Here is a 23797-nt window from a genome sequence, read left to right as displayed (position 1 = left end):
GATCTGCTCGACCAGGTCGAACTCCTCGCCCATGATCGGCGGCTGCCCCTCGGCGACGACGTCGACGGCCCGGCTGCTCACCACCTCACCCGCGGTGAGCGACACCAGCACCTCGGTGACGTCGCCCGTCGCCCGGTCGAGCAGCAGCGAGCGGGTGCGGCGGTCGAGGGGACGCTCGTCGTCCCACGCCAGCACGTCGGCCTTGGCGGGCTCGTCCAGCAGCACCAGCGGGAAGCGGGTGGTGGGCGTGACGAGGCCGGCCTCGTCGAGCACCCGCCGGTTGTGCTCGATCTCCTCGCGCGTGAGGCGTGCGAGCGGGTGGGGTGCGGTGCGGGTGTCGAGAGTGGTGCTCATGCGTCGACCTTGGAGTCGGAGGGACGGGTGGTGGTGGCGGCCGCGGAGACCCGTCGGACGGGTGCGCCGCGCAGGTAGCCGACGCCACCGAGGACGCCGAGGGCCACCAGGGTGCCGATCGTGAACAGCTCGAACGTCATCCGGTCGACGCCCCAGATGTCGGTGAAGGGGTACCCGACGCCGAACAGCGCCTCGAGCGTCCCGGGGAACACCGCCACCCACGACCCGAGCGCGATCCAGGCGAAGCACAGGACGCCCATCGCGGTGAAGGTGCCGTCGGAGACGGGCAGGCGGAAGGGCCGCTCGACCTCGGGGAACGAGTGCCGCAGCTTGATCGCGGCCGGGATGACCAGCAGGTAGCTGAGCAGGAACGTGGTGATCGAGATGGTGAGGACCACCCCGAAGATGCTGCCGGCGCTGCCGCTCACGGCCATCGCGACGAGCATGAACGTGGTGCTGACGACGCCCGAGAGGAAGTTGACCCGCACGGGTGTGCTGAGGCGCTTGTTGAAGACGCCGAAGAAGCCGCCGTAGAAGGCACCGTCCGCGGCCGCGATGGCCTGCATCCGGTCGCTGATGATCATCCAGGCCGCACCCTGCGTCATCAGCACGAAGACCAGGCAGGCCGAGAGCACCATGAGCAGGGTGTCGGCGGCCGAGCCGTAGATGCTGAACACCGTGGTGGTCGCGTCGAAGAACCCGCCGATGCCGGTGATCTCGTCGCCGGGCACGACCAGCAGGATCGCGAAGATGGGCAGCAGGTAGCACAGGGCGGCGATGCCGCTGGAGCGCAGGATCCCGACCGGGACGTCGCGCGCCGGGTTCTTCATCTCGCCGGCGGCGCTGTTGCCGGACTCGAAGCCCAGGTAGGCGAACAGCAGGATCGGCGTGGCACCGAACAGGCCTGCGAGGCTGGGCGAGAAGTCGCCGAGCGACAGCCCGACGACGCCGTTCTGGACCGCGTAGGCGATCGCCGACCCCACGAACATCACGAGCAGCGCCACCTTGAGGATCGCGCCCACCGTCGGCAGCCACTTGCCGTAGCGCAGGCTGACGATGGCCGCGAGCACGGTCAGCCAGATGAACACGAGCTTGAAGGCGTAGTCGGCGAGCGACCCCGCCGAGATCTCACCGAGGTTGACGTTCCACGCCTCGGTGGCCAGGAACGCCATCGAGCCGCCCACCCACACCGGCTGGGTCACCCACGTGAGCAGGGCCGCGGCGGCCCCGGCACCGCGACCGAAGGCGTTGCGCACCCAGGTGTACGCGCCGCCCTCCTCGGTGAACGCGGCACCGGTCTCGGCGAAGATCAGGCCGTAGGGCAGCAGGAACGTGACGGCCAGGACCAGGGTCCAGGTGAAGGCCTCGGCACCGTAGGTCGAGACCTGGCCGAGCGTCTCGAGGCCGACGACCGCCGCGATCAGCAGGAAGACGATGTCGAAGCGCCCCAGCGACTTGTGCAGGCGGGAGTTCTGCTCCTCGGCGAGGGCTGTGGGTGTCGTGGCGTCCATGGGGTCTCCTGGGTGGGGGTCGGTGGGGGCGAGCGTGGGGGTGGGTCAGGCCTCGTACACGGGGCGGCCGGCGACGTAGGTGGCCCGCACCGCGACGGCGCCCAGCTCGGCGCGCGGGACGGCGAGCGGATCGCGGTCGAGCAGCACGAGGTCGGCGGCCATGCCCGGGTGGAGCGTGCCCGACGTGTCCAGGCGCGACGCGTGCGCCGCCCCGGCGGTGGCCGCGGTGAACGCGTCGGCCACGGCCAGCCCCTCGTGCTCCAGCAGCGGGACCGTGCGCGCGTGGTCGTCCTGAGCGTGCGGGTCGCCGTCGGGGGCCGTGCGGTTCACCGCGACGTGCAGCGCCCAGAGCGGGTCGGGGCTGGAGACCGGCCAGTCCGAGCCGAAGGCGAGCCGGGCGCCGGCGGCGTGCAGGCTGCCGAACGCGAAGTGGTGCCGGCGCTGCGCCTCGGTCAGGTGCGGCAGCTTGGTCTCGACGAGCACGCGGTCCTCCCGCGCCCACAGCGGCTGCACGTTCGCGATCACCCCGAGGCGCCCGAACCGCGGCAGGTCGTCGGGCTGGACCAGGTCGATGTGCGCGACCTGGTGACGCGGGGACCAGCTCCGGTCGCTCGTCTCCACCGCGTCGAGGCACTCGCGCACGGCGCGGTCGCCGACGGCGTGCAGGTGGACGTCGAACCGCTCGGCCGCGAGTGCCGCCACGACCTCCCGCAGCCGCTCGGGCTCGAGGAACGACAGGCCGTGGTCGTGCGGGACGTCGCGGTAGGCCTCGACCACGGCGGCGGTCAGGTTCTCGCAGACGCCGTCCTGCATGATCTTGACCGCGCTGGCGCGGAAGCGGTGCCTGTCCGCGGTCTCGGCGCGACGCTCGACCAGGCCGGCGACCTGCGACTCGTCGCGGTCCAGGTCCCACCACAGCGCTCCCGTCACGCGCGCCGTCAGCAGGCCGGCGGCGTCGGCGGCGCGGTAGACCGGGTAGAGGTCGGGCATGCCGAGCATCTCGCCGACGGCGGCGTCCTGCCAGCCCGCGACTCCCACGGAGTGCAGGTAGGCCTGCGCCTGGAGCAGCGCGTCGACCAGCTCGCGCTCGGTGGGTGCCGGGAGGAGGTCGGTGACCAGCGCCGCGGCCGACTCCATCAGGACGCCGGTGGGACGGCCGTCGGCGTCGCGCTCGATCCGGCCACCCGCGGGGTCGGGGGTGGTGGCGTCGATCCCCGCCCGCCGCAGGGCCTCCGAGCTCACCCAGACGCTGTGGACGTCGTGGCTCGTGAGCACCGCCGGCCGCCCTCCGACGACGGCGTCGAGCTCGGCCGCGGTCGGGAGGCCCGCGGGGAACACGTCGCCGTACCAGCCCGACCCGACCAGCCAGTCGCTGCCGCCGGACGTCGGACGTGCCGCGTGGTCCGCGATGCGGGCGCGGTAGCGGTCGAGGTCGTGCAGGTCGTCGAGGTCGCACCTCACCCGGTTCAGCCCACCCATGACGGGGTGGGCGTGCGCGTCGACGAACGCCGGGGCGACCACGCCGTCGAGGTCGACGACGTCGGTGCCCGGCCCGGTCAGCCGGCTGCAGTCGTCACGACCGAGGGCGACGACGAGACCGTCCCGGACCGCGACCGCGTCGGTGGGCCGGCTCGTGGCGTCCACCCGCACGACGCCCCGCAGGACCGTGTCGGCGCGGACGCGGGGCGTCGCGGTGGTGCCGGCCATGTCGCCTCCGGGTCATGGGTCGGTCGAGTTCTTTACGATGCTTCACAAAGAATGTGACGCACAGCATGGTCTGGCAAGAGTCGTCGGCGTCAAGATCGTGTTTCGGGGTGCTCGATTCTTTGATGCTGGTCATAGATCATGGCGATGTGGCCCGACCGAGGAACCAAGCCGGACGACGTCGTGACCTCGTGGCCGCGGCCGGTCGGGTGATCGTCGCGCGCGGCGTCACCGGCCTGCGCGTCCGCGACGTGGCCGAGGAGGCGCGGGTCTCCCCCGGCCTCGTCACGTACTACTACCCGAGCCTCGACGAGCTGGTGGTCGACGTGCACGCCGACGCGACGCGGAGGTTCTTCACGGCCCGCCGCAGCGCGGTCGACGCCTTGGACGACCCGGCCGAGCAGCTCGCCGAGCTCGGACGGTTGGGCGTTCCCGACGGCCCCGACGACCTGCTGTGCCGGGTGCTCTACGAGCTGCACGTGCACGGCGGACGCAGCCCGGCGCACGCGGAGATGATGTCGTCGCTGTGGGAGCGGGAGGTCTCCCTGTACGAGCTGGTGCTGGCGCGCGGCGTCGAGCGCGGGGCCTTCACCCTCCAGGCCCCGGTGCGACAGGTGGCCGAGACGGTGGTCGCGCTCGAGGACGCCGTGGGCCTGCACGTCGTCACCGGCAACCGCGGCCTGACGGTCGACGCGGCCCGCGACCTCGTCCTCGGTCTGCTGCGGCGCGAGACCGGTCAGGTGTCCGCGGCCACCAGCTGAGCGGCGCGCTCGGCGACGAGCATCACGGTCACGACCGGGTTCACCGCCGTCAACGTCGGGAACACCGACGCGTCCGCGACCCGCAGGCCGGTGACCCCGTGCACCCGCAGGTCGGGTCCGACCACCGCCGCCGGGTCGTCCGGGGCGCCGATCCGGCACGTGCCCGCCGGGTGGTAGACGGTCTGGTGGGTGGCTCGCGCGACGGCCGACAGCGCGGCGCCGTCGGTGACGTCGGGGCCGGGGAAGACCTCGCGGACCACCCACGACCGCATCGGCTCGACCTCGGCGATGCGGCGGGCCAGGCGCACGCCCGCCACGAGCATCGCCTCGTCGTGGCCCTCGGGGTCGCTGAACGCCCGCAGGTCGACGGCCGGAGCCAGGTCGGGGTCGCTCGAGCGCACCCACGTGCGCCCACGGCTGTGCGGGCGTGACACGTTCGGGGCGATCGCCACGGTGGTCTCGGGGAGCGCCGCGCCCCCGGTCTCCTCGAGATGACGTGCGGCGTGCACCGCCCACGGCTCGACCGGGAAGTGCATGAGGACGTCGGGCCGCTCGCCCGACGCACGGGGCTCGCCCGCGTCGTCCAGGCACACCATGGCGCCGGCGTCCCAGCCGCTGGCACAGGTCGCGGGGGGACGCTCGGACGCCTCCCAGACCACCAGTCCCTCGGCGTGGTCCTGCAGGTTCTCGCCGACCCCGGGCAGGTCGACGACGACGGGGACGCCGGCGTCGTCCAGCACGTGGCGCGGCCCGATGCCGGACAGCTGGAGCAGCCGCGGCGAGTCGATCGCCCCGGCGCACAGCACGACCTCGCGCGAGACGTGCAGGGTGCGCTCGGCACCGGAGCCGTCACGGACCAGCACGCCGCTCGCGCGCGGACCGTCGGCGTCGTCGTCCAGGAGCACCCGCACCGCCCGGAGCCCGGTGAGCACGACGGGGCCCTCGCCGCGTGCGCGGGCCGGGTGCAGGTAGTGCACCGACGTGGACGAGCGGAGGTTGGTCTCCGGCGTGTAGCCGACCTCGAAGAACCCGGTGCCCGTGGGCGTCCCGTCGAGCCGGCCGTCGTTCCACCGGTCCTGGACGGGCAGCCCGAGCGCGGTCGACGCGCTGGCGACCACGTCGGCGACGTAGGGGTTCTGGTCCTGCACGGCGACCGGGTGGATGGGAGTGAGGAGACGGTCGTAGAGCGGCAGGATCGTGTCGGGGTCCCAGCCCTCGGCACCCAACGCCACCCACTCGTCGAGGTCCGCCCGCAGCGGCTTCCACGCGATCATGGTGTTCGCGGTCGAGCAGCCTCCGAGGATGCGCAGGCGCGCGAGCCGGATGTGCGCGTTCCCGCGGTCGTTGGGCTCGATCCGGTAGTCGAGGTCGTACTCGCCCTCGAGCATCTCGTCCCAGCGGCGCAGCTCGCGCGCCCGCGGCTCCTGCTCGTCGTCGGGCCCCCACTCCACCAGGGCGACGTCGAGCCCCTGCTCGGCGAGCCGGGTGGCCAGCAGCGCGCCGGCCGTGCCACCGCCCACCACGAGGTGGTCGAAGGTGTCCCGGTCCGCGGCCGCGCCGTCAGCCATGCCGGAACCAGGTGGTCTTGAGCCCGGTGAACTTGTCGAGCGCGTGCAGCGACAGGTCGCGGCCGTACCCGGACTGCCCGAACCCGCCGAAGGGCGTCGACACGTCGAGCGCGTCGACGCAGTTCACCGAGACGGTGCCGGCCCGGAGCCGGCGCGCCACCCCGTGCGCGCGGCGGAGGTCGTCGGTCCACAGCCCGGCCGCCAGCGCGTACGGCGTCGCGTTCGCGACGGCGACGGCCTCGTCGACGGAGTCGACGACGTGCACCGACAGCACGGGTCCGAAGACCTCGGTCTGGGCGATCGTCGAGGCCGGGTCGACGTCCACGAGCACCTGCGGCCGCACGAACGTGGGCGCCGGCCGGTCGGCCACCAGCCCGCCGCCGTGGACGGCGCCGGCCTCGGCGGCCCCGGTGCGCATCAGCTCGAGCACGCGGGAGGCTTGGTGCTCGCTCACCACGGGCCCCATGTCGGTGGCCGGGTCCAACGGGTCGCCGACCTGCACGGCGAGCGCCCGGGCGACCACGCGCTCGACGAGGTCGTCGGCCACGCCGCGCTGGACGACCAGTCGCGACGTCGCGGAGCAGACCTGGCCGGCGTTGGTGTAGATCCCTGCGGCGACCCCGTCCGCGACGGTGTCGAGGTCCTCGACGTCGTCGAGCACGACCACGCCGCTCTTGCCACCGGCCTCGAGCCAGACCTGCTTGAGGTTGGACTGCCCGGCGTACTGCTGGAACAGCTGGCCGGTGCTGGTCGAACCGGTGAAGGTGACGACGTCGACGTCGCGGTGACGCCCCAGCGCCTGGCCCACCACCGGGCCCGCGCCCGGCACGACCGAGAAGACCCCCTCGGGCATCCCGGCCTCGGCCATCAGCTCGGCCAGGCGCAGCACCGACAGCGGCGAGTCCTCGGCGGGCTTGAGGACGACGCTGTTGCCCGCGGCCAGGGCGGGCGCGATCTTCCACATCGCCAGCTCGAGCGGGTAGTTCCACGGGACGATCGCCGCGACGACGCCGAGCGGCTCGCGCGTGACCACCGCCAGGTCGTCGCGTCCGGTCGGGGCCACCTCGCCGTACGTCTTGTCGAGCGACTCGGCGTACCAGCGCAGGATGGCCGCGCTGCCCGGTGCGTCGATCGCCAGGGTGTCGACGATCCGCTTGCCCGCGTCGAGGGTGTCGAGCAGGGCGAGCTCCTCGACGTGCTCCTCGATGAGGCGGGCGACGCGGTGCAGCACCGCCGCCCTCTCGCGGGGGGCGGCGGTCGACCAGTGGCCGCGCTCGAAGGCGCGACGAGCGGACGTGACGGCGAGGTCGACGTCGTGCTCGTCGCACTCGGCCACCTCGGCGAGGACGGCGCCGGTGGCGGGGTTGACCGCCGGACGGGTCCGTCCCGAGCGCGACCGGACCGGCCCGTCGATCCACGCGGTCGTCACCGGGACGACCTTCTCGGCCCGGGCCTGCCACTCCTGGAGCGTCAGGTCGCTCATGCGTCGGCCCTCCCGGCGGTCGCCCGTCCCCGGCCCGGCGAGGCGCCGGTGTCCCGCGTCGACCGGGCCCAGACGTAGTAGAGGGGGCTGATGACGGCCAGGCCCACGATCCACGAGACGTCGACCCCGTGGAGCGCGTCGGCGACCGGCCCGACGTACAGGGCGTTGGACAGGAACGGGACCTGGACGGCGATGCCGAGGGCGTAGCAGCAGACCGCCGCGGTGTTGTAGGTCCCGTAGATCCCGCCGTCGGCACGGAAGAGGGCCGAGATGTCGTAGTCGCCGTGGCGCACCAGGTAGTAGTCGACGAGGTTGACCGCCGTCCACGGGACCAGGGCGCACAGGAGCAGGAGCATGAAGTTGTAGAAGTTGTTCAGGAAGTCGCCCTTGCCGAGGATCGCGAGCGCGAGGCCGAAGCCGAAGATGACGACCGCCACGACGGCTCGCGAGCCGGCACGAGGCTCCCACCGGGGCTGGAGCGTCTGCCCGATGGTGAGCACCGACAGCGTCCCGCAGTACAGGTTCATCGAGTTGGTGGCCGCGATGCCGAAGGCGAAGACGAACAGCACGACGGTGCCCGCCGCGCCGGCCCCCTCGCGCACCGCGCCGACGGTGTCGAGCGTGGGGAACGCGGCGCCGAGCACGGCCCCGAGGACCATCGGCAGCAGCGACCCGAGCACGCACCCGACATAGGTGGCCCAGAAGGCGGCACGCACGCCGGTGTCGCGCGGCATGTACCGGGTGTAGTCCGAGACGTAGGGGGCGTAGGCGATCTGCCAGAGCGCGGCGAGGGACAGCGTGCTCATGAAGCCGGCCCAGCTGAAGTCTCCGGCCGAGAAGGTCGCTGCGGGCAGGTCGACGACGACGAAGGCCATGACGAACGCGAGCAGCAGGGCCAGGCCGGCCAGGACCGAGAGCAGCCCGGCCATCGCGTGGATGACCTTGTAGCCGTAGACCGCGCCGAGCACCGAGACCAGCCCCATCAGCACGATCGACAGCGTCTCGCCGAGCCCGGTGAGGCTGGCGACGCCCTGCCCGCCGAGGACGAGGTTGGAGGCGAAGAACGCCGTGTACATCACCACGACGATGACCACGACCAGCAGCGAGCCCCTCGACCCGAACTGGGCCCGGGTCTGCAGCATCTGCGGCACGCCCATCTGCGGTCCCTGCGCGGCGTGCAGCGCCATCACGACTCCGCCGACCACGTTGCCGAGGACGAGGGCCACGATCGCCCAGGTGACCGTCAGCCCGAAGATCGCGGTGCCCAGCAGGCCGGTCGCGATCGTCAGCAGCATGATGTTGGACCCGAACCAGATCGTGAAGAGCTGCGACGCCCGACCGTGACGCTCGGTCGTGGGGATGTGCTCGATGGTGCGGATCTCGAGGGTCTCGTTGCCGCCCGCGGGAGTGCTCATGGTTCTCCTCGTGCTCAGAGTGTTGCCGTAACCCTGCGCCCCGCTCCACCATCTGTCTAACGCCATAAACTGGCACCCAAGATCGGTTCAGTCGATGCAAGAACGAGCGGCGCTCCGCACCCGACCGCCCGTCACACGGCCGTCATCGGCGACGGCCGCGCGGCGTCCGTCGTGACGTCCAGGTGAACGGGCACGGGCGCATCGGGGACGCCGCGTGACGAGAGGTTCACACGTCGCCGGCGGGCCCTGGCGTCGTCACCCCGGCCAGACGCTCGGGGTCGAGCAGCCGGTCGAGCTCGATCGCGTCGACGACACCGGTGCGCAGGGCCAGCGACCGCACGTCCCCCTCGCCGGCCAGGGCGGCCTTGGCGATGGTGCTGGCCGTCGTGTACCCGAGGTAGGGGATGAGGGCGGTGACGACCCCGACGCTGCGCGCGCTCACCTGCCTCAGGTGCGACTCCTCGACCTCGAGGTCGCGCACGCAGAGACGCTCGAGGGCCTCGAAGGCGCGCGTCATCCAGTCCATGCCCTGCAGCAGTCCGTGGCACATGATCGGCTCGAAGGCGTTCAGCTGGAGCTGACCGGCCTCGGCGGCCATCGTGATCGTCACGTCGTTGCCGACGACCCAGAACGCCACCTGGTTGACCATCTCGGGCACCACCGGGTTGACCTTGCCCGGCATGATGCTGGACCCGGCCTGCCGGGGCGGGAGCCTCAGCTCGTTGAAGCCCGCCTGCGGCCCCGACGACAGGAGCCTGAGGTCGTTGCAGATCTTGGAGACCTTGACCGCGGTGCGCTTGAGGACGCCGGACAGCTGCACGAACACGCCGGTGTCGGCCGTGGCCTCGAGCAGGTCGCCCGCCGTCTGCAGCGGCGCACCGGTGACGTCGCGCAGGTGCCGCAGGACGATCGAGGGGTACCTGGGGTCGGCGGTGATCCCGGTGCCGATCGCGGTGGCCCCGAGGTTGATCTCGGCGAGCAGGCTGCGCGAGTCGAGCAGGCGTGCCTGCTCCTCGGCCAGGGTGGCCGCCCACGAGCCGAGCTCCTGCCCGACGGTCATCGGCACGGCGTCCTGCAGCTGGGTGCGTCCCACCTTCGGCACCGTCCGGAACTGCTCGGCCTTGACCGCGAACGACGCCGACAGGTCCCGCACCGCGAGAGCCAGGCGGTCGAGCTCGACGATGAGTGCCAGCTTGACCGCCGTCGGGTAGACGTCGTTGGTGCTCTGGCTGGCGTTGACGTGGTCGTTGGGGTGGATCTCGTCGTAGCTGCCCCGGGGCAGCCCGAGCACCTCCAGCGCGCGGTTGGCGATCACCTCGTTCGCGTTCATGTTGGTCGAGGTGCCCGCGCCGCCCTGGACGACGTCGACGACGAACTGGTCGTCGAGCGTGCCGTCGACGACGTCCCGGCACGCCACCTCGATCGCGGCGGCATGACGCTCGTCGAGGACGCCCAGCTCGGCGTTGGCGCGGGCCGCCGCGAGCTTGACCTGCCCGAGCGCCGCGACGAGTGGCCGGTGCCGTCCCACGGGCGTGCCGCTGACCGAGAAGTTCTCCAGCGCGCGTGCGGTGTGGACGCCCCACAGCGCCCGGGCCGGGATGACCATGTCGCCCAGGAAGTCCCGCTCCACCCGCGGGTCCGCGCCCGGCTCGGGCGCCGTCACGACGCGCCCCGCTCGGCGGCGACGTCCAGCGCCGTCCAGGCCAGGGCGGTGGCGGCGTCGAGCAGGGCCCGCTCGGCGTCGCCCCCGACGCAGTGCGCGGCGAACTCGGGCTGGTGGTTCAGGGCCGGCAGCGACCCGATGCCCACGTAGGGGTGGATGGCCGGCACGACCTGGGAGACGTTGCCCATGTCGGTCGACGCCCGGTTCATCCGTCGCGCCGGGGACCCGGTGTCGAACACGCGCCCCAGCCGTTCGGCGTTGGCCACGTAGGCCTCGAGCGCGCCGCGGTCGGTGCGGAACTCCGCGTACGGCTTGCTCTCGGGCTCGATCGTGAGGTCGCACCCGGTCGCGAGCGCACCGGCCTCGAAGCAGCGCCAGACCTTGGCCTCGGTCCGGGCGAGCTGGTCGAGGGACTCGGCGCGGACGTACCAGCGCCCGTCGGTGCGGGCGGGGATGGCGTTGGGTGCCTCTCCCCCGTTCGTCATCACGCCGTGCACGCGGACGGTCGACGGCAGCTGCTGGCGCAGCAGTCCGACGGCCACCTGGGCCACGGTGAACGCGTCGGCTGCGTTGACGCCCTGCTCGGGGTAGGCGGCGGCGTGCGAGGCCCTGCCGCGGTAGGTGACGTGGGAGTGCGACACCGCGAACGGCTCCGCCTCGGCGACGTCGACGGGCGCGGGGTGCGCCATCATCGCGAGGTCGAGGCCGGCGAACGCGCCGCGCTCGAGCAGCTCGATCTTGCCTCCGCCGCCCTCCTCGGCGGGCGTGCCGTAGACCTCGATCGTGAGGCCCGCGGCGTCGGCGAGCGGGGCGAGGGCGCGCGCGGCACCGACGGTGATGGCCGAGATGAGGTTGTGCCCGCAGGCGTGGCCGAGACCGGGCAGCGCGTCGTACTCGGCGCACAGCCCCAGGCGGAAGGGGCCGCTGCCGTAGGTGGCGTGGAACGCGGTGTCGAGCCCCAGGTAGCCGGGCGTGACGTCGAAGCCCGCGTCGTCGAGCGACTCGGCGACCCAGCGCGACGACCGGTGCTCCTCCCACGCGGTCTCGGGGTGGGCGTGCAGCTGCTCGGACAGGGCGACCAGGGTCGCGGCGTCGTCACGGACGGTCGCGGCCGCGCCGTCACGGTCCGCTCGCTCGGCGCGCACGCTCACTCGTCCCCGGGGACGCCGTAGGAGGGCGCCACCGTGGGGTCGAGCCCCCGCGTCACGTAGTCGTCGCGCTGGGGGAGCCAGACCTCGAGCAGGGAGCGCAGGTCCTGCACGGGCGTGTCGGCCCAGTCGACCCGGAGGTCGGTGACGCGCCACGGCACGTCGCGCACGACCGAGAGTCCGGCGGACCGGACGGGTCCGGCCTCACCACCGGCGTCGAGCCCGGCCTCCAGCGCGGTCATCAGGCGCGACTCCAGGTCGCCGCCGGCCGACTCGAAGCCGGCGACGACCGCGTCGACCACCTCCGAGCCGGCCAGCATGTTGCCCGCGGCCACCAGCCCGGAGCCGGCCACGTGCCGGTGCACGCCGAGCGAGCGGTCGCCCGAGAACGCGGCGGCGTCACCGTCGATGCCGAGCACCGTGAGCTGTCGGTGCTCGACGTGCTCGCGGTCGCGGACGACGCCGTCCAGCGCCGCCTGCGCGCCGACCCCCGTCTCGAGGGCGTCGAGCAGCAGAGGGCCGAGGCGCGGGTCGGTGACGTTCTGGGACGAGGCCCCTCCCACGCCGGGACGCAGGTGGATGCACCTGGCCGCGACGGCGGGGCTCGAGGAGGTGACGGCCATCCCGACCGCGCCGGTCCCGTCGGTGGCCAGGACGGAGAAGGTCACCGGGCACCGCCGGGGATGACGGCGATCGCGTCGACCTCGACCAGCCACTCGGGTCGCGCGAGGGCCGACACGACCAGGCCGGTGGAGATCGGGTGCACGCCCCGCGTCCACCGCCCGACGGTGCGGTACACCGCCTCGCGGTAGCGCGGGTCGACGATGTAGATGGTGAGCTTGACCAGGTGCTCCATCCGGGCGCCGGCCTCGGTGAGGAGCATCGAGATGTTGGCCATCGCCCGTTCGGTCTGCGCCTCGACGTCCCCGACGCCGACGGACTCGCTGGTGTCGAGGTCCTGGCCGATCTGACCCCGCACGTAGACGGTGTCGCCGGCGACGACCGCCTGGCACAGGTCGTTGTCGAGGTTCTGCTCGGGATAGGTGTCACCGGTGTTGAAGGGGCGGATCCGGGTGTGGCCGCCCACGACGATGGGGTCGTTCACCGCGCCACCTCCGGACGCCCGGCGGCCACGGCGTGCAGGTCGGTGCTCGCGTGCGGCTCGGTGGTCGAGTGCGCGCGGAGGCCGTCGGCTCCGCCGGAGCCGTAGGACAGGTAGCCGCGCTGGATCGCGATGTGGTCGGCGACGTACCTCGCGTCGTGCCAGACGCCCCAGATGAAGCTGGAGCCGCGGCGCGACAGCCAGGGAAGACCGAGGAAGTAGACGCCGGGCTCGCGGGACACCCCGCGGCGGTGCTCGGGGCGACCGTCGGCGTCGAAGGCGTCGACGTCGAGCCAGCCGTAGTCCGTCGCGAAGCCGGTGGCCCAGATGATGGTGCTGATGTCGGCGGCGGCGAGGTCGAGCCGGCGGACCGGGTTCGTCATGCACTCGGGATCGGGCCGCTGCAGGCGTGCCTCGGGCTCCTCGGGAAGGTCGAGGCCGTTGCGCTCGACGTACGCGTCGGCCGCGTCCAGGAGCGCCAGGTGGTTGCGGTCGCCCTCGGCGACGTTGTCGACCAGGTCGGGGGCGAAGTGGAGGACGCCATCCTCGTAGGACGCGGTGAGCCCGACGAGGGTGACGCCGCCGGCGGCGAGCGCGCGGAAGTCGACCGTGTGCCCACCGCGTGCCCCGCTGACGGCGATCGTGACGTGCTCGGCGCCCTGGGGCGGCGTCTCGGCGTCCCACATGCCCAGCACCCCGAGCCACCAGCAGAAGTCCCGGCCGCGGTACGAGCGGGGCGGGCGGTCGTGCGGTCCCACGGACAGGTGGACCTCGCGACCGGCGAGGCGCAGCTCCTCGGCGATCTGCACGCCGGACGAGCCGGCCCCCACGACGAGCACGCCGCCGTCGGGCAGCTGCTGGGGGTTCCGGTAGCCGCTGGAGTGCATCTGCACGGCGACCGCGCCGTCGGGGACGATCGGCGGGACGACCGGGCGCTGGAAGGGGCCGGTGGCCGCGACCACGTAGCGGGCGTCCCACGAGCCCTCGGAGGTGTCGACCCGGAAGCCGGGGCGTCCCTGGTGCCGCTGCACGCCCGTGACCTCGACGCCGGTGCGGACCGGGGCGCCGATCTTCTCGGCGTAGGCGGTGAAGTAGGCCGCGACGTCCTCCTTGCCGGCGAAGCCGTCGGGCTGGGTGTCGGGGAACTCCATGCCGGGGAAGCGGTCGTGCCAGGCGGGGCCGTTGGCGACCAGCGAGTCCCAGCGCTCCGAGCGCCACCGCTCCGCGATCCGGTCGCGCTCCAGGACGACGTGCGGGATGCCGGCGTCGCCCAGGTGCTCGCTGATCGCGACACCCGCCTGCCCGGCGCCCACCACGACGACGTCGATCTGCTGACTGGTCATTGGTACCTCCACTCTGAGCCGCCGCCTCGTGGGTGGGAGGCGCCTGCGCGGCTGTCGGTTCGATCCTCGCCGGAGGGTGGGGATCTGTCGAACAGATGTTTGTGCTGCTGAAGATCGGTTGTGTCGTTGCAGACGGCCCGCGTCAGGACGCCGTGACCCGCGCCGCACCCGCGTCCTCGACGGCGCCCCTCGTGTCCGAGTCGTGCAGCAGGTCGATGCCCCGCGTCTCGGGGATCGAGGCCACCGACACCAGTCCGACCAGACCGATGACGACCAGCGCGAAGGCCGGCACCAGGTCGTTGCCCGTCACGCCGATCAGCCAGGTGTTCAGGTAGGGCAGGGTGCCGGCGAAGAACGCTCCCGCGACGCTGTAGGCCATCGACAGCCCGCTCTGCCGCGTGCGGGTGGGGAACAGCTCGGCCACGGTCGCGGCGTGCGTCCCGAGGATGATCGCGAGGACGACCGACAGGCCGAGGGTCGCGACGAAGCCGGCGAGCAGGGTCCCGGTCTGCATGAGGACGAAGAGCGGGACCGCACCGACCACGAGGAGCAGGCCGGCCAGCCGCAGCACGGGCTTGCGTCCGAGGCGGTCCGACGCGATCCCCGACAGCGGGATGATGCCGATGGCGACCAGGGAGGCCATCGTCGACAGCAGCGCCGCGTGGGTGGGCGTGAGGCCGACGACCTCCTCCTGGTAGGTCAGCAGGTAGACCAGCACGACGTAGAAGGTGGCGTTCATGAACGTCTCGATGCCGACGGTCTGCACGAACTGCTTGCGGTTGAGGCGGAAGACCTCCCGGACCGGCTGCTTGGCCACGGTCTGCAGCCGCTCCAGGGCCCGGTACTCCGGGGTGTCCTCGATGCGCAGGCGGATGTACAGACCGACGAAGGCCATCGGCACGGTGAGCAGGAAGGGGATGCGCCACCCGTACGCGAGCACCTGCTCGTCGGTGAGCAGCGTCTGCAGCAGCCACACCGCGAACGAGGCGGCCAGGAACCCCAGGACCGAGCCGAACTCGATCCAGGAGCACCCGAACCCGCGGCGGCGACGGGGCGAGTACTCGGCCAGGAACGCGGCGGCCGAGCCGAACTCCCCGCCGGCGGCGAGGCCCTGGATGATGCGCGCGACGACGAGCAGCACGGGCGCGACCAGCCCCGCCGACTCGTACGAGGGCAGCACGCCGAGCAGGAGGGTGCCGCCGGCCATCGTCATGATGACGATGGACAGCGTCTTCTTGCGGCCGTAGCGGTCGCCGATGTAGCCGAAGAGCACCGACCCGAGCGGGCGGACGAAGAAGGCCACGGCGAACACCGCGAACACCGACAGCAGGCCGGCGTTGCCGTCCTGCTCGGGGAAGAAGATCCGGGCCATCGTGGTGGCGAGGTAGGCGTAGACCGCCCAGTCGAACCAGTGGACGAAGACGCCGATCGAGCCGGCGACGAGGCTCTTGCGCAGCCCTGCCGGCGTGGGGTCCTCGCGTGCGTCGGTCGTGCTCATGCTGCTCCCAGGAGTCGGTGCCAGGACGCGGGACGTCGCCGGCGGCGATCGGGAGGCGACCGACGAGCACCTCACCGGGGCCGGTCGGGCCGTGTCCGAGATGAGGCGCCGTGGTCGGTTCGTCTCCCGCGTCCGATCGTGACGCAGGCCACCATGATCTGTACAACACACGTCGTTGGACGAATGCATCGACTCAGTCGATGCAACCTCGGCTCAGACCTGCGACACCAGCGCGATGAACTCCTGGGCGCGACGGGTGAGCCGCGAGGTCGCGGGCCAGGCGACGACCACGTCGAGCGCGTCGACGTCGTCCTCGAGCTCCAGCAGGCGGACGGGCGTGCCGTCGTAGGTGAGGTCGTGCGTCGGGCGCTGGTTGAGCAGGGCGAACCCGTGGCCGTGCGCCACCATCGACCGCACGGTCTCGAAGCCGGGGCTGCGGAACCGCACCACCGGCTGGTCCAGCCCCCGCGCGGTGAACAGCGATAGGAAGTAGTTCGACGTGTGAGGCAGGTCGAGCAGGACCATGGGGTGGTCGGTCAGCTCGGTCAGGCGCACCGACTCCCGGCCCGCCAGGGCGTGGTCGGCCGGCACCAGGACGTACGGTCGCAGGGAGTCGATGAGCGCGTGGTTCAGGTCGCCCAGGTCGTAGCCGTACATGACGGCGACCTCGCACCGTCCCTCCCGCAGCGCCACCTGCAGCTGCGCGTGCTCCCCCTCCACCACACGCACGTGCGCCTCGGGGAACCGCGCCTCGAAGGAGGCGACCGCGACCGGGAGGCGGAACGGGGCCAGCGTCGAGAAGCACCCGACGACGAGCTCGCCCACCACCGAGCGGCCGACGCCGCGAGCGGCGTCCTGCAGGTCCGAGGCGTGCGCGAGGAACGGGCGGAGCTCGCGCAGGAAGTCCTCACCCGCGGTCGTCAGGCTCAGGCCCCGGGCGTGGTGGCGGACGAAGAGCTGGACGCCGAGCTCACGCTCGAGCTGGGCGATCGAGGTCGACACGGCCGACTGCGACACCATCAGCACCCGCGACGCGCCCGTCATGGTCCTCTGGTCGGCCGCGACGGCGAAGTAGCGCAGCTGCACCAGGGTGAACGAGTGCCCTCGCACGAGCGACTCGGCGGCGTTGCCGCCCTTGCCAGCCTGCCGGTCCGCGCCTTGCATGCCCGGGCCCCCATCGTCCAGCTCTGCGCGTCGGACCGATGCCGTCCGGCGTCGCGTGCTGATGTTGGCACACCGACCGAGGTGCGTGCAGGAACGCCGGCCATCGAGTCGACGGCGCCCGCGCCGGGAGCGGGGTGGCGACCCACGCAGGGCCCGTCACCTGGGGTCTGGCTGGAGCCGCCTGTCGGCGGGACACGTCGACGACGTCCGCGGCCACGTTCGGCGCGCTGCGGCCCGCTCCGCCGTCAGCGCGGACGACGGTCGTCGACCTCGCCCGGGATGGTGAGCAGGAGGCCGTCTCCCACGCGGTCGAGGCGCAGGTGCCGAAGGTCGTCGATCGCCCGGATCGGCAGCTGCCGGTGCGTGGTCAGCAGACCGAGCACGGAGCAACCGGCTGCCTGGGCCGAGGCGATCCCCGCCGGCGCGTCCTCCACGGCGAGCACCCGCGAGGGATCGGCGCCCATCAGCGCGGCGCCCAGCGCGAACGGGGCGGGGTGCGGCTTGCCGTCGGCCACGTCGTCCGCGGTGACCATCACCGCGGGCACCGGCAGCGCAGCCGCGTCGAGACGGGCCAGGGCCAGTCCCCGCGGACAGCTGGTCACGACGCCCCACGCGTCGACCGGCAGCTGCTCGAGGAGTCGAGGGGCGCCGGGGATCGGACGGATGCCCGACAGGTCGCGCAGCTCCTCGTCGATGACCCACGCGCGCAGCTCGTCGACCTCGTCGTCGCTCAGCGTGGGGTCCACCTCGCGCAGGGCCGCGCCGGCCTGCATGCCGTGGAACCGCCCGATGACGTCCTCGGGCCGGCGCCCGAGCCGGCGCGCCAGGTCGGACCAGATCCGGTCCACGACCGGCGTGGAGTCGACCAGGGTGCCGTCGAGGTCGAAGAGCACGACGTCGCACTCGATGACGGTCCGGTCGTCCTCCCCGGGCGTGGCAGCGGCAGTCACGAGTGGTCCTCCGTCGGTCAGGTCGCGTCCAGCATGTCACCGGTGACATCACAGGCCGACCTCAGTTAGTGTGACCCGCACCACACACGGCCGACCGACCTGAGAGGCACCCATGACGCACTCGACAGCGAGCCGACGACGCCGGCTCATCTCCGCGGCTGCCGTCGCGGCCTCGGTCAGCCTGCTCGCGGCCTGCGCCGGGGCGGGAGGCAACGGTGGTGGCGACGGCGGGACGACGACCCTCACCCTGGCCACGGTGAACAACCCGCAGATGAAGGACATGGAGTCCCTCAAGTACCAGTTCGAGGACGAGAACCCCGACATCAAGGTCAACTTCATCCAGATGGAGGAGAACGACCTGCGCGACGCCGTCACCAAGGACGTCGCCACCCAGGGCGGGCAGTACGACATCGCCACCGTCGGCGCCTACGAGGTGCCGATCTGGGCGAAGAACGGCTGGCTGACCGACCTCGGCCCGAAGGCGAACGACGACGCCGACTACGACGTGGACGACCTCTTCCCGTCGATCAAGCCGATCCTGGGCTCGGGGGACCAGCTGTTCGCCGTCCCGTTCTACGGGGAGTCGTCCCTGCTGATGTACCGCAAGGACATCTTCGAGGCCGCCGGCCTGACGATGCCCGACGAGCCCACCTGGGACCAGGTCGCCTCCCTGGCCAAGCAGCTGAACGACCCGTCCAAGAACCAGACCGGCATCTGCCTGCGCGCGAAGCCCGGCTGGGGCGAGGGCATGGCTTCGATGACGACCGTGGTCAACACCTTCGGCGGCCAGTGGTTCGACGAGAACTGGAAGGCCCAGGTGGACCAGCCCGCCTTCACCGAGGCGATCCGGTTCTACACGGACCTGCTCAAGAGCGCGGGCGAGAAGGATCCCGTCTCGTACGGCTTCACCGAGTGCCTCAACCTGTTCACCCAGGGCAACGCGGCCATGTGGTACGACGCGACGTCCGCGGCCGGCTCGGTCGAGGACCCGGAGAACTCCAAGGTCGCGGGCAAGGTCGGCTACGTCCGCGCACCGGTCAAGGACACCGACGAGTCCGGCTGGCTGTGGTCGTGGAACCTCGCGGTCCCGAAGACCTCGAAGAAGCAGGACGCCGCCTGGACGTTCGTCAAGTGGGCGACGTCGAAGGAGTACATCAAGACCGTGGGCGAGGACCTCGGCTGGTCCCGCGTCCCGCCGGCCTCGCGGCTGTCCACCTACGACCTGCCGGAGTACCAGAAGGCCGCCGCGGCGTTCGCCCCGATCACGCAGGAGATCATGAGCGACGTCGATCCCGAGCAGCCCGGCACCAAGCCGCAGCAGTGGGTGGGCATCCAGTACGTCGGCATCCCCGAGTGGCAGGACCTCGGCAACCAGGTCTCCCAGCAGATCGCCGACGTCATCGCCGGTCGTTCGAGCCTCGACGAGGCGCTGAAGCAGGGTCAGTCCCTGGCGCAGAAGGCCGGCGACGCCCAGCAGTGACCCGACCGGGTGGGTGGGGTCGGTCCCCCACCCCGCCCACCCGGCCTACGATCGCGTCGGCAGAGGCACGCGGCGCCGTCGCGGGCCCGAGGGACGGGGGTGAGCCGTGGCGACGATGCGCGACGTGGCACTGCGGGCGTCCGTCAGCGCCAAGACGGTGTCACGCGTGTTCAACGACGATCCCCACGTCAGCCCGGCCACCCGTCTGCGGGTGCGGGCGGCGATGGACGAGCTGGGGTTCGTCCCGAACCTGATGGCCCGCACCTTCCGGTCCGGTCGCGACATGGCCATCGGCGTGGCGGTGCCGGACGTCTCCGACCCGTTCTTCGCCAACCTCACACGGGCCATCGAGGCGGTGGCGGCCGAGCGCGGGTGCCTGGTGGTGGTCGCCAGCCTGGGCAACGACCCGGCTCGTGAGCGCGCCGGTCTCGAGGCGCTGCTGCACCGGCACGTGGTCGGGCTGGTCGCCGTCCCCACGTCGGACGACCAGTCCTACCTCGCGCCGTGGATGGACCGGACGCCCGTCGTGTTCGTCGACCGTGCGCCGAGCCTGGTCCAGGCCGACACCTTCGTCGAGGACGACCACGGCGGGGCGCTCGCCGGGACCCGACACCTGCTGCTGCACGGGCACCGACGCATCGTGTTCGCGGGCGACGCGCTCGGCACCCCCACCACCCGGAACCGGCTCCGGGGCTACCGCGACGCCCACGAGGAGCAGGGCGTCGCGGTCCCCGAGCACCTCGTGCGCCAGGGCCACTGGTCCGACTCGGAGTCACCCGGCCTGCTCGGCCCGCTGCTGCTGGACGGCGCGACGGCGGTGTTCTCCTCCAACGCCAGGTGCACCCTCGGGGTCGTCCACGCCCTGCACGCGCTGCGACGGACCGACGTCGCGCTCGTGAGCTTCGGCGACGTGGCGCTCGCCGCCGCCCTGCAGCCCGCACTGACCGCGCTGGACCAGGACCCGTCGGCCCTCGGGACGGCGGCCGCCACGCGCGTCTTCGAGCGCCTCGACGACCCGGGCGACCCGCACCCCCGCACCACCGTGCTCCCGGTGACCCTCCTGGAGCGAGGCTCCGGCGAGCTCCCCCCACCTGCTGGTGTCGGCGATGCCCCGCTCGTGCCACCCCCGGGTGTCACCGGTGACATAGCATGACCGCCCCGGCACGACCGCTGGCCTCCCCGACCGAACGGAACCGCCATGACCACTGACTTCGACGGACGCACCGTGCTCGTGACGGGTGCCAGCGGAGGAATCGGCGGCGCGACCGTCCGCCACCTCGTCGCCGTCGGTGCCGACGTCATCGCCAGCGGGCGCGACGAGCCCGGCCTGGACGCCATCACGGCCGAGACGGGCAGCCGTCCCCTCGCGTTCGACCTGCAGTCCGAGGACTCGATCCGCGACGCGCTCGACGGTCTGGACCTGTGGGGCGTCGTCAACTGCGGTGGCTTCGGCGGCGAGATCGCCACCCCAATGGACACCGACGTGTCGGTGTTCGACGAGGTGATCTCGATCAACACCCGGGGCACCCTCCTGGTGACCAAGTACGCCTCGGCCTCGATGATCCGGCTCGGACGGGGCGGCTCCATCGTCAACGTCTCCAGCCAGGCGGCCCTGGTCGCGCTCAAGGGCCACATCTCCTACGCCGCGTCGAAGGCCGGCGTCGACAGCATCACCCGCGTCTCCGCGCTCGAGCTCGGCCCCCACGGCATCCGCGTCAACAGCGTCAACCCGACCGTGGTGATGACGCCCATGTCGGCCGGCTACTGGGGCCAGCCCGAGATCCAGGACCCCTTCCTGCAGCAGATGCCTCTCGGCCGCTGGGCCACCGAGGACGAGATCGCCGCACCCATCGTCTTCCTGCTGTCCGACGCCGCCTCGATGATCACCGGTGCCGTCCTGCCCATCGACGGAGGATTCACCGCCGTCTGAGCGCCGCCCTCGCACACCAGGGGATCGTTCGGCGGTCACACCTCGAAGGTCCACGTCCCGCCGGACGGTGGCTGTCGTCCACGACCGTCGGAGCTGCGGCTGCGCTGAGGTCCGGGAGGGCTTGGTCGTGCCGCTCCGGCGAGCCAGCACTTCTCAGGGCAACTGTCGGGCGCGGTGGAGCCTGTCGGTCCAGAAGGCGATGGCCTCATCGTCGAGGGGCGAACCGTCCGAGGCGCTCCTGGCCGCTTCACGAGCGTGCTGGAGGTGCGCGACAGCGGCCCGGCGGTCGCCTGCTGCCAGGGCCAGCAGTCCGAGCACCTCGCTGCGGGAGGGACTACCAAGGCCGCTGTGCATCGCCGCACCGTCGGGTATCCCGGTATCGGTCTCGATCAGCTCGGCGACCCGCTCGTAGTCGCTCAGACCGTCCAGGAACGGGAGGACGACGTCGTGAAACCGTTCGACGACGGCCTCGAGAGCGGCTCGGCCGAACTGGTCGGTGACTTGGGGGTGGTCGTCGGCGAAGACGTCGTCGTGCACCTCGATGTCGAGGTGGTGGTGACTGAGCCGGGCGCGGTCGACCGGGCTGAGCCCGTCTGCGGGATGGGCTGCGTCGAAGTAGACGCCGTAGAGGAGCCCGACACGGTTGTCGCCGGTGACAGGATCCTGGCCCGCACTGATGGCAATCACGTCGACCCGCACGTCGTGGATCCGTCGCCAGGTCCTCGGCCCACCGACGAATCCTGCCGCGCGGAGGCTGGGCGCGAGGTGATGGCGGAGGAGTGAATCGGCGGCGGCCCGTGCTTTGCGCGGCACGGGGCTGGCCTTCTGTCGTACGGCCCGAGCCTTGGTTCGTCTGAGCTCCTCCTCGCGCTGCGACGCCTCCTGCCGGCGATCCAGCGTCGCACCGATCCTCTTGACGAGGTCGCGGCGCTGCAGATCCTCGAGCAGCTCCGAGAGCACACGAAGGTCGGCGGGCCCGTCACGTGCGATCAGAGCGTCCACGGCGGCCGAGGACACCTTCAACGACAAGGCCTCGGGAAATCCAGGAGCGCCGTTGTGGGCAGCGCCCCGACGTGCCAGGAACCCCAGCGACTCACTGGCCCAGTCCGAGTCCGCCAGTCGGGTCGTCGCCCATGCCGCAGCACGGACCACGTCAGCGTTCGTCCCGACGAACAGGGTGCCCAGGCAGTCGCCGATGCGCGAGCCCGGCCACTCGGGGACGACCCCGGCGATGCTGGCGCTCTGGAGCCACCGGCGAAGCAGCTCACGAGCCGGCGCCGGCTCCAGGGCGAGCTCGACCTGGTCGAGCCAACGCCTGGAAGGCTTGCGGGTGGACAGCGCGCACAACGCTCTGACCAGAGGAACCACCTGCGCGGGGTCCAGGTCACGGACGGCATCTCGGGCCGGCCCGACCCACTCGTCACCGTCGACCAGCAGCGAGAGATCGAGCAGCTCCGGCGGTGCCGCCGCCGCCAGCGCCCGTCGAGCGAGGCCGCGCATGTCCTTGATCCGCCAATGCTCGTCCCCAACCGCGTCCAGACGATCGATCGCGTGCGCGAGGGCGTCCACCAACAACACTTCGGCCCTGCCCGCGTCACACACCTCGCGCGCTCCACGGAGCGCGAGGGCGAAGCGCCGGTCGTCAAAGATCCCCGCACGCGTCACCGACTCGACCGCGATCGCGGCCGTCGGAGCAGTCCAGGGCAGACGCAGCCGCGCCAGCTCCTCCCACGGATGCCGCCGCCGACCCAGCCAGTCGAGCCCGTCGTCCTGATACCCATCGAGCATGAGCACTGGGTCAGGCCGCGCCTCGTCCTCCACGGCGACCAGCAACACGAGCACCGCTGACAACCGGGTCTCCGGACCCAGACGCGCGTCCAGCACGACCTCCGGAAGCGAGTGCCCACCAAGACCGAGCGCACACAGCGCCCGACCCACCGCCAGGCGATGCAGCTCGACATCCGACACGGTGCCGAGTATCGGGCAGATCGGCGCGCACGTCGCGGCGACGCACGACCTCCGCGACTGCACCCTCCCAGACCCGAGGCCGTCTGAAGACAAGCGGTGACCGGTCAGCGATCGCCTCGCGGGACCCGGACCATCGGCCCCCGTCCCGATCGCGAGTCGCGACCGGTTCGATGGGGACGGGACACCGGTCCAGGGCGCCGAGCACGACGTCGCCCCCCAGCGCCTGGTCGTGGAGATCACCGAGACCGTCGTCCTCGACGTCCCCACCGCGATGGCCCGGGTCGCCGCCCTCCGCGACATGGGCGTGTCGGTCAGCATCGACGACTTCGGGACCGGCTACACCTCGATCTCACAGATGCGACACCTGGCCGTCGACACCCTCAAGGTCGACCGCTCCTTCGTCGCCGCCGACGGCCCCGGCGACCGCGAGCTCCTCGAGCTCATCGTCGGCGCCGCCCACGGGTGCGGACTGCGCGTGGTCGCCGAGGGCGTCGAGACGCCCGTCCAGCTCGCCGCGCTCATCACGATGGGCTGCGACTCGGTCCAGGGCTACCACCTCGGCCGACCGGTCCCCACCGCCGCGCTCCACACGCTCCCGTCGCCCGAGCGGCTCCTCCTGGCGGCCAACTACGAGGCCGTCCCCGTAGGCATGATGGCAAGCATCCGCACGACCCGGCCCTGACTGCGGCTGCCCACGGCACAATGGGCGCCTCGTCGTCAGCGCGAGGAGCGAGGGGTCTGCTGCGGTCCTGCTG

Annotated in this window: 19 protein-coding genes and 1 pseudogene; 5 read left to right on the top strand and 15 right to left on the bottom strand. The window is 72.3% G+C overall.

Annotated elements, in window-relative coordinates:
- The 3 genes and pseudogenes from ACI6PP_RS13640 to ACI6PP_RS13630 all read right to left on the bottom strand — a co-directional run.
- Window positions 1–354, bottom strand: a pseudogene (locus ACI6PP_RS13640) (primary-amine oxidase); the annotation flags it as partial.
- Window positions 351–1865, bottom strand: coding sequence for an APC family permease (locus tag ACI6PP_RS13635; RefSeq protein ID WP_421112143.1), 1515 nt, complete (start codon window positions 1863–1865; stop codon window positions 351–353). The pseudogene ACI6PP_RS13640 and the gene ACI6PP_RS13635, both read right to left, overlap by 4 nt.
- A gap of 45 nt (window positions 1866–1910) precedes the next feature.
- A complete protein-coding gene (locus ACI6PP_RS13630) occupies window positions 1911–3572 on the bottom strand; it encodes an amidohydrolase (protein WP_421112142.1) in 1662 nt (553 codons plus the stop codon).
- 146 nt (window positions 3573–3718) lie between these two features.
- Here ACI6PP_RS13630 and ACI6PP_RS13625 point away from each other — a divergent pair, with 146 nt between their 5' ends.
- Window positions 3719–4330: a TetR/AcrR family transcriptional regulator gene (locus tag ACI6PP_RS13625; protein ID WP_421112141.1), complete on the top strand. Its 612-nt coding sequence runs from the start codon at window positions 3719–3721 to the stop codon at window positions 4328–4330.
- Here the strand turns inward: ACI6PP_RS13625 and ACI6PP_RS13620 are convergent.
- From ACI6PP_RS13620 to ACI6PP_RS13570, 11 genes are all read right to left on the bottom strand, one after another.
- Window positions 4306–5898 carry a GMC family oxidoreductase gene (locus ACI6PP_RS13620; RefSeq protein WP_421112140.1) on the bottom strand — a complete coding sequence of 531 codons (1593 nt, stop codon included), beginning with the start codon at window positions 5896–5898 and terminating at the stop codon, window positions 4306–4308. The two genes, ACI6PP_RS13625 and ACI6PP_RS13620, sit on opposite strands and share 25 nt — an antisense overlap.
- Window positions 5891–7381 carry an aldehyde dehydrogenase gene (locus ACI6PP_RS13615; RefSeq protein WP_421112139.1) on the bottom strand — a complete coding sequence of 497 codons (1491 nt, stop codon included), beginning with the start codon at window positions 7379–7381 and terminating at the stop codon, window positions 5891–5893. Before ACI6PP_RS13615 ends, ACI6PP_RS13620 begins: the two co-directional genes overlap by 8 nt.
- A complete protein-coding gene (locus tag ACI6PP_RS13610) occupies window positions 7378–8796 on the bottom strand; it encodes a purine-cytosine permease family protein (RefSeq protein WP_421112138.1) in 1419 nt (472 codons plus the stop codon). Before ACI6PP_RS13610 ends, ACI6PP_RS13615 begins: the two co-directional genes overlap by 4 nt.
- A gap of 226 nt (window positions 8797–9022) precedes the next feature.
- Window positions 9023–10459: an aspartate ammonia-lyase gene (locus ACI6PP_RS13605; protein WP_421112137.1), complete on the bottom strand. Its 1437-nt coding sequence runs from the start codon at window positions 10457–10459 to the stop codon at window positions 9023–9025.
- Window positions 10456–11604, bottom strand: coding sequence for a M20 family metallopeptidase (locus ACI6PP_RS13600; RefSeq protein WP_421112136.1), 1149 nt, complete (start codon window positions 11602–11604; stop codon window positions 10456–10458). The genes ACI6PP_RS13605 and ACI6PP_RS13600 overlap by 4 nt, the downstream gene beginning before the upstream one ends.
- Window positions 11605–11606: 2 nt before the next feature.
- A complete protein-coding gene (locus ACI6PP_RS13595) occupies window positions 11607–12275 on the bottom strand; it encodes a DUF1028 domain-containing protein (protein ID WP_421112135.1) in 669 nt (222 codons plus the stop codon).
- On the bottom strand, window positions 12272–12712 hold the full coding sequence (locus ACI6PP_RS13590) for a RidA family protein (RefSeq protein WP_421112134.1): 441 nt from the start codon (window positions 12710–12712) through the stop codon (window positions 12272–12274). The genes ACI6PP_RS13595 and ACI6PP_RS13590 overlap by 4 nt, the downstream gene beginning before the upstream one ends.
- Window positions 12709–14052, bottom strand: coding sequence for a flavin-containing monooxygenase (locus ACI6PP_RS13585; RefSeq protein WP_421112133.1), 1344 nt, complete (start codon window positions 14050–14052; stop codon window positions 12709–12711). Before ACI6PP_RS13585 ends, ACI6PP_RS13590 begins: the two co-directional genes overlap by 4 nt.
- Window positions 14053–14194: 142 nt before the next feature.
- The gene (locus ACI6PP_RS13580) at window positions 14195–15550 is read right to left on the bottom strand and encodes an MFS transporter (RefSeq protein WP_421112132.1); all 1356 of its coding nucleotides are present in this window, start codon (window positions 15548–15550) and stop codon (window positions 14195–14197) included.
- A 213-nt stretch (window positions 15551–15763) separates the two neighbouring features.
- Complete coding sequence (locus tag ACI6PP_RS13575; RefSeq protein WP_421112131.1) at window positions 15764–16714, bottom strand: LysR family transcriptional regulator; 951 nt, start codon at window positions 16712–16714, stop codon at window positions 15764–15766.
- Window positions 16715–16959: 245 nt separating this feature from the next.
- Window positions 16960–17664, bottom strand: coding sequence for an HAD-IA family hydrolase (locus ACI6PP_RS13570; protein ID WP_421112130.1), 705 nt, complete (start codon window positions 17662–17664; stop codon window positions 16960–16962).
- A 112-nt stretch (window positions 17665–17776) separates the two neighbouring features.
- Between ACI6PP_RS13570 and ACI6PP_RS13565 the strand changes: the two genes are divergently transcribed.
- From ACI6PP_RS13565 to ACI6PP_RS13555, 3 genes are all read left to right on the top strand, one after another.
- Window positions 17777–19144 (top strand): ABC transporter substrate-binding protein, encoded by a 1368-nt coding sequence (locus ACI6PP_RS13565; RefSeq protein ID WP_421112129.1) that lies wholly within the window; start codon window positions 17777–17779, stop codon window positions 19142–19144.
- A gap of 115 nt (window positions 19145–19259) precedes the next feature.
- The gene (locus tag ACI6PP_RS13560) at window positions 19260–20297 is read left to right on the top strand and encodes a LacI family DNA-binding transcriptional regulator (protein WP_421112128.1); all 1038 of its coding nucleotides are present in this window, start codon (window positions 19260–19262) and stop codon (window positions 20295–20297) included.
- A gap of 45 nt (window positions 20298–20342) precedes the next feature.
- Window positions 20343–21074, top strand: a complete 732-nt coding sequence (locus tag ACI6PP_RS13555; RefSeq protein ID WP_421112127.1) for an SDR family oxidoreductase — start codon at window positions 20343–20345, stop codon at window positions 21072–21074.
- A gap of 153 nt (window positions 21075–21227) precedes the next feature.
- Here ACI6PP_RS13555 and ACI6PP_RS13550 read toward each other — a convergent pair whose 3' ends face one another.
- The gene (locus ACI6PP_RS13550) at window positions 21228–23042 is read right to left on the bottom strand and encodes a hypothetical protein (RefSeq protein ID WP_421112126.1); all 1815 of its coding nucleotides are present in this window, start codon (window positions 23040–23042) and stop codon (window positions 21228–21230) included.
- 148 nt (window positions 23043–23190) lie between these two features.
- On the opposite strand from ACI6PP_RS13550, the gene ACI6PP_RS13545 reads away from it, so the two are divergent.
- Entirely contained in the window at window positions 23191–23724 is a 534-nt protein-coding gene (locus ACI6PP_RS13545) for an EAL domain-containing protein (RefSeq protein ID WP_421112145.1), read from the top strand.
- The last annotated feature ends 73 nt before the right edge of the window (window positions 23725–23797 follow it).

Origin of the sequence: Solicola agrisoli (assembly GCF_049059935.1) — a bacterium.
Lineage (GTDB): Bacteria > Actinomycetota > Actinomycetes > Propionibacteriales > Nocardioidaceae > JAURVT01.
The sequence above is the reverse complement of the archived record's forward strand: the minus strand, read 5'-3'. Positions and strand labels throughout refer to the sequence as shown.